General features: G+C 46.3%; 2 protein-coding genes and 1 pseudogene. All 3 read right to left on the bottom strand.

Going from position 1 to position 6,155, the window contains the following annotated elements:
• Nucleotides 1-185 (bottom strand): annotated as a pseudogene (gene nagB / locus B5F78_RS15625) (glucosamine-6-phosphate deaminase); the annotation flags it as partial.
• Nucleotides 186-223: 38 nt separating this feature from the next.
• Complete coding sequence (locus B5F78_RS15620) at nt 224-1,534, bottom strand: DUF4995 domain-containing protein (RefSeq protein ID WP_087250779.1); 1,311 nt, start codon at nt 1,532-1,534, stop codon at nt 224-226.
• A 138-nt stretch (nt 1,535-1,672) separates the two neighbouring features.
• On the bottom strand, nt 1,673-5,677 hold the full coding sequence (locus B5F78_RS15615; protein WP_087407166.1) for a hybrid sensor histidine kinase/response regulator transcription factor: 4,005 nt from the start codon (nt 5,675-5,677) through the stop codon (nt 1,673-1,675).
• Between the last annotated feature and the right edge of the window lie 478 nt (nt 5,678-6,155).

Raw genomic sequence — 6,155 nt, 5'->3', positions numbered from 1 at the left:
GACACCTTTCCCTCTCGGTTCAGTTCAATCAGCGCCTTATACATGCCCAATGGGGAAGAGCCCGTAGGCAAGCCCAATACAAAAGGACGTTCGGAAGATGGCTGGAACTGATTGATTCTTTGGGCTACATAATTAGCTGCCCATTCGGAAAGAGCCTGATAATCTGATTCAATAATTACTCTCATCGTATTTCTTTTATTAAGGATAATTCACAACTATATGTTCATTTCTTTTCGGCTAATGCTTCCGATGCAGCCAAACCGTTTCCTTCCTTGATGTCCAGATAACGCTTCATCGCTTCCAGGTAATAATAATCGGCATAGTTAAGAGGCGTATCAATTTCCGAGCCGTGCGGCAAAGAACCGGTAGAATGCATCAGGACGAAACCTTTGTTAGTGCCTTTTTGCGCCAGATAATCTTTGCCCGACAAGCTTTCCAATTGTTTCTGCGCATAATCGAAATACCTTTCTCCATCGGGCACCATCGTACTCAGTTCTAAAAATGCCGAAGCGATGACCGCAGCTGCCGAAGCATCACGCGGCGTATCTTTCTCTACTGGCGCATCGAAATCCCAATACGGAACCAAATCGCTGGTGTTCACCCGTTTCATAATCATATCTGCTACCTTGACCGCCTGATTCAAGAACACGGTATCTTTGGTTTCCCGATAACAGGACGTATATCCATATACCGCCCAACCTTGTCCACGTGCCCATGCCGATTCATCGTTCTTGCCCTGATGAGTCATCCGGTATTGCACGGTACCGTCGTCGTTATAGCTTACCAAGTGATACGATGTATAGTCGGGACGGAAATGATGCTTCATCGTGGTAAGCGCATGTTGGACTGCTACCTCTTTATATTTAGGGTTGCCGGTCAACCGGCTCGCACTGAACAGCAAATCCAAGTTCATCATATTATCAATGATGACCGGGAAATTCCAATATCCGAAATCCCACGAACGGATACAACCTATCTGGGGGTCGAAACGGGCACACAGGTTATCGGCGGTCTTTACCAATACATTCTTGATGGTATCGTTCGGAGCCAGCCGCAACGCATTCCCGTAACTGCAATTAATCATAAAACCGACATCGTGGGTATCTTTTGCATCCGATATCGGATACAGCATGTTCGTGTACTGAATGGCATACTTCTTCAGTTCTTCATCACCGGTCAACTCATACGTGTACCACAAGCTTCCGGGGAAGAATCCGCTTGTCCAGTCTCTTATCGAACATAAACGAAGTTTCCCCAACTTATCGGCTGGCGGAGGCGCCAACAAGGAATCTTGAAACGTAGCCGGATCGCGTTGCAATTGACGGACCAGAAAATCCATCGAATAACCCGTCCAAAGCGAACGGGGCATAAGAGTGGAATCACCCAAATCAGAAGCCGTCTGTTTCAACTGGCAGGATGCTACATCCAGGGCATGAGTCACCCATTCATCCGATTGCACCGAAGGTTTCTCACTACAGGCACATACTCCGATAACCAGAGCCATACCCAACACAGGAATAGAAATTGTCTTCATACTATTACAATAAAGTCAGCTGTTACTATTAAATTCTTATCACCGCAAAAGTAAAACGATGCAGCCAACTTCGGTTTCTCTTATGTGGAAAGGAGTTTCAATCCCGTCAAAACAATTTCATTCCTGTAGAAAAAACTTTCATTTTTGTTGAACAGCCCCACCCTTGGCATATTCAGAAGGCATACAACCTATGTATTTCTTAAAACTGGTAGAGAAATACGAAGGGGTGCTGAAACCTACCATCGTGCTTATCTCCGCCACGTTGTACCTTCCTTCTTTCAATAATTTGCATGCTTGGTTGAAACGTATTTTCCGGATAAATTCCGTTGTAGACTCTCCCGTTATGCCTTTCATCTTCAGATGGAGCGAAGAACGGCTCATGCCCATTTCCAGTGCAAAGTCATCGGCAGAGAAATCAGGCTTTTCCAGATTCTTTTCTACCACCGAGACCGCCTTCGACAGGAATTCCTCATCCAGCCGGTTCAAGGCAATCTTTTCAGGTTCTATCTCCAATGATTTTGAATAATGCTCGATGGCACGATAATGGGTACGAAGAATGTTTTTGATTTTCATTACTACCACCGAGAGAGAAAAAGGCTTGGCTATGTAATCGTCTGCCCCTACTTGCAGGCCGTCCAACTGATCTTTGACCTCTGCCTTGGCAGAAAGGATAATGACGGGAATGTGACAAGTCTTCAGGTTCTGTTTTACATATTTGCACAACTGTATACCGTCCATAACGGGCATCATCACATCCGTTAGGATCAGACTGATTTCTTCGGTTTTCAGCAGCTCTACCGCCTCTTCTCCGTTTTCCACTTCCTTAACGATAAAGAAGCGTTCCAATCCGCGACTCATATAGTGCCGGATTTCATCGTTGTCTTCCACCACCAGTATGGTTTCTTTCCGGTCTGTATCCACATCGGATTCTGCCGGTTCCAGTGCCTCTTCCGTATCTACGATATACATATCCCGCGCATTGGTAGAATAGACCGGCTCCTCCTGTTGTGTTCCTCCGGACAATTCCTCTTCGGCATAGGCTTCCCGCGATAAAGGCAAGTAAACGGAAAAACAACTACCCTTGCCCACCGCACTGTCCACTTCTATCCGCCCGTGATGCAACTCTACCAGTTTCTGCACCAGCGAAAGCCCGATGCCGCTTCCGATGTGCTCGCTTTCCACTTGATAGAAGCGTTCGAATATCTTTGCCTGCTTATTGACGGGAATCCCTACCCCCGTATCCTGTACCTGCAAAAGCAAGTCATCACCTGCCGCCTTCAAGTTGACGAAAATACTTTGTCCGTCGTTCGTATATTTGAAAGCATTAGACAGAAGATTGTTCAATATCAGTTCGATATAACTGGCATCACACCATACCTGCCGACCACCCAGTTCCGAACGCAAGTTATAATCAATGTGCTTCTTACGTGCCAGCGGTTCATAGTAACGGAAATTCTTTTCCACAATCTGACCGACATTGATGCATTTGACACGCAATTCGAATACCCCTTTCTCTGCTCTCCGATAATCCATCAACTGGTTGACCAAATGCAACAACCGGTCGGTATTGCGTTTCATGTATTCCAGCTGGCTACGTACCCATTTATCTGTCACCTTGTCCAGCAAGTCCTGCAAGGGAGCCACTATCAGCGTAAGCGGTGTACGTAATTCGTGAGAAATATTGATGAAAAAGCGTGTTTTCACCTCCTGCAATTCTTTCTGGCGCACCTTATCTGCCCGTTCCCAGTAAAAACGGATGACTAGAGTTATGACACCTATTATCATCAATGCGAACAACGCAATCGCCCACCATGTCTGATACCATGCCGGAAGTACCTTTATCTCCAGGCTGGTCACCTCGTCACACCACTTGCCGTCGTTATTGGCTACCTTTACCAGGAAATTATACGTACCGTGAGGCAAATTAGCATACGTCGCCCACCGCTGGTTATCGTCTACAACAAACCAGCGCTTGTCATATCCGTCCAATTTATAGGCAAACGTATTGTGCTTATCGGCTATGTAATTCGACACGACAAAGCTCAATGCGAAAGAAGACTGCTTATGATTTAAGGTTATCCGGTCCGTCAGGCTGATATGCTTCTGCAAGATGCCGGTCTGGTCATTGGGATGAACCGGATCGCCGAACAATCTCAGCTCGGATATGACCGCTCGCGGAGCGTATGGATTGTCCTGAAGACGTTCGGGATGGAAAGCCGTAATGCCGTTGATGCCTCCGAAATACATCTCGCCCGATGAAGCCAGACAACAGGCATAGGGAGTAAACTGATTGCTCTGCAGGCCATCCACATCCGTAAAGTTCCTGAACTTCCGGCTTTCCGGATCGAAGCAAGAAAGCCCGTTATCCGTACTAATCCACAACCGGTGTTTCTCATCCTCCAACACACCATATACGATGGCATCGGGCATACCGTCTGCCACCGAATAATGCACGACACTATCTCTTCCAGCTGAAAAGCCATACAAACCGTTACGGGTCGCAATCCATATATCACCGTCCGAAGCCTCGAATACACCGTAAACCGTAGCCGATTCAAAAGCAGATTCGCCGCTCACCATTCTGACCGAAGAGAGCGAATCTCCTTTACCGGAACATACCGCCAATCCGTCTTCGCCGCCTACCCACAAACGGTTCTCCTGGTCAAGCAGTAAAGTACGGATACGTTTCACACCCAATGAAACATTCCCCTTGATGTCCGAAAACGTTTTCGTCGCCTTATCGAAATGCACCAGTCCTTCTAACGTGCCAATCCATAAATGACGGCCGTCGGCACACGGCTGAATGGCAAATACATTCATATTGGTTAGCCTAGTAGTTTCTGGCATCAGGCTTTCAATCCTGCCCGTACGGCGGTCGAGAATATTCAACCCTCCCGTATGGGTACCGATATACACCTTACCGGCCTGTTCGTCTACATAGATGGCCTTCACATCGTTCGAGCCAAGCCCTTGTTCCTTGGTATAATAAGTATATTCCCCGGAACGGATATCGTAATAATTCACACCCCCGTTATTCGTCCCTATCCACAGATTGCCCGCACGGTCTTCGGTGATGCAACCGATGACATTATCATTCAACGAATTTCCTTCGGGCGAGAAACGGATATGGCGGAAACGCTCGCGAAGCGGATGATAGTAATTCAATCCGCCAAAGTAAGTACCCAACCACATGCCTCCCTGCGAGTCCATAAAGATGCTTCGGATAGAGCTTTGCGAAAGGCTCCGGTTCTGGCGGCGGTTGCTGGTATATACCTGAAACCTTCCGGTTGCCTCATCGTAAATATCCAGCGAAGTAAATGTCCCCACCCATAACCGGTTCCGGGCGTCAAGAGCCAACGAACGCACGAAGTTAGAACTTAATCCGTCCGGTCCTCCTGCCGTATAATGACGCAATTCACGTGTAGTCCTATCCATGCGGTAAAGCCCGTCGCCTTCGGTTCCTATCCAAAGGTGATTGCCGTGTTGCAATAAAGTCAAGATTTCCTTTCTTCCCAAAGGCAAAGCATGAAGATGCTCCAATGTCCGCGATGCGAATGAATACATCCACAATCCGTCTTTGGCTCCTATGTACAAAGAATCTTTGCTACGGTATATCGCCGTGGCTTCCAGACGGAACAAATCAGCGGGCAATCCGGACTGCACAAAAGATGTATCCGCTACATGAAACACATACAATCCGGCGGACGTATTGACCAACAAACGGCTATCGTCCACATCGGCGATTTGCATCACCCGGACATCTTCTTCTTTCTGAGGACAACGGTAATTGCGGAAAGCATCCCTGTCCGCATCGTAATACGAAAGCCAGTTATTCGTACCTACCCATACGCCTCCTTTACCGTCTGCCTTGACGGCATAAACCATGTTATCGCCAATGCTTCCGGCATTCCCGGTCTCGTGACGATAGACGGTAAAATCGTATCCGTCGAAACGGTTTACTCCATTAAACGTGGCAAACCACATATTGCCTTGTACGTCTTGGGTAATGCTAAGCACGGTGCTTTGCGACAAACCGTCCTCCAGTCCGATATGGGCAAACGAAACCTGCCCCTGCATCCCGGTGCAAAACCAAACGAGGCATACGATCCCTGCGATTAGATTCCGAATAGGCTGTAATTTCATTTTGTGTTTCTATTTTTCCCAAAAGTAAGAAAAAATATGAATAACCGTACACTTTCTTTACTTTTTATTTGCAGACACACACGCATATAGATGCGCAAGCCCGCGAAAGTATATGCGTGGGGCTGCGCATATAGCTACGCATCAAGCGTTACAATTGTTACAATTACAGTTAATCGAAATTGTTTTTCATGTAAGCGCAACGGACGGAACGAGTGATACATTAAAAATTATATAGTATATATATTATAATATAATATATATACTATATAATTTTATAACCTCTGTTTCTTCCATTGGGAAGTCAATTCAAATTAACTGTAATTGTAACAATTGTAACGCATAAGCAACTACTCCTGATGAATTAAATTAATTATTCAAGTTTCGCAAGTTAATAGATAACCTTCTTCTTGGGATATAAAAGAGGCACAGGGATTTCCGCATATCGCAGAAAATGAGTAATTTTATAGTTGCAAATCAA

The sequence above is a fragment of the Bacteroides sp. An279 genome, assembly GCF_002159615.1.
Classification (GTDB): Bacteria; Bacteroidota; Bacteroidia; order Bacteroidales; family Bacteroidaceae; genus Phocaeicola; species Phocaeicola intestinalis.
Note: the sequence above shows the minus strand (reverse complement) of the source record. Positions and strands in the feature narration are given on the sequence as shown.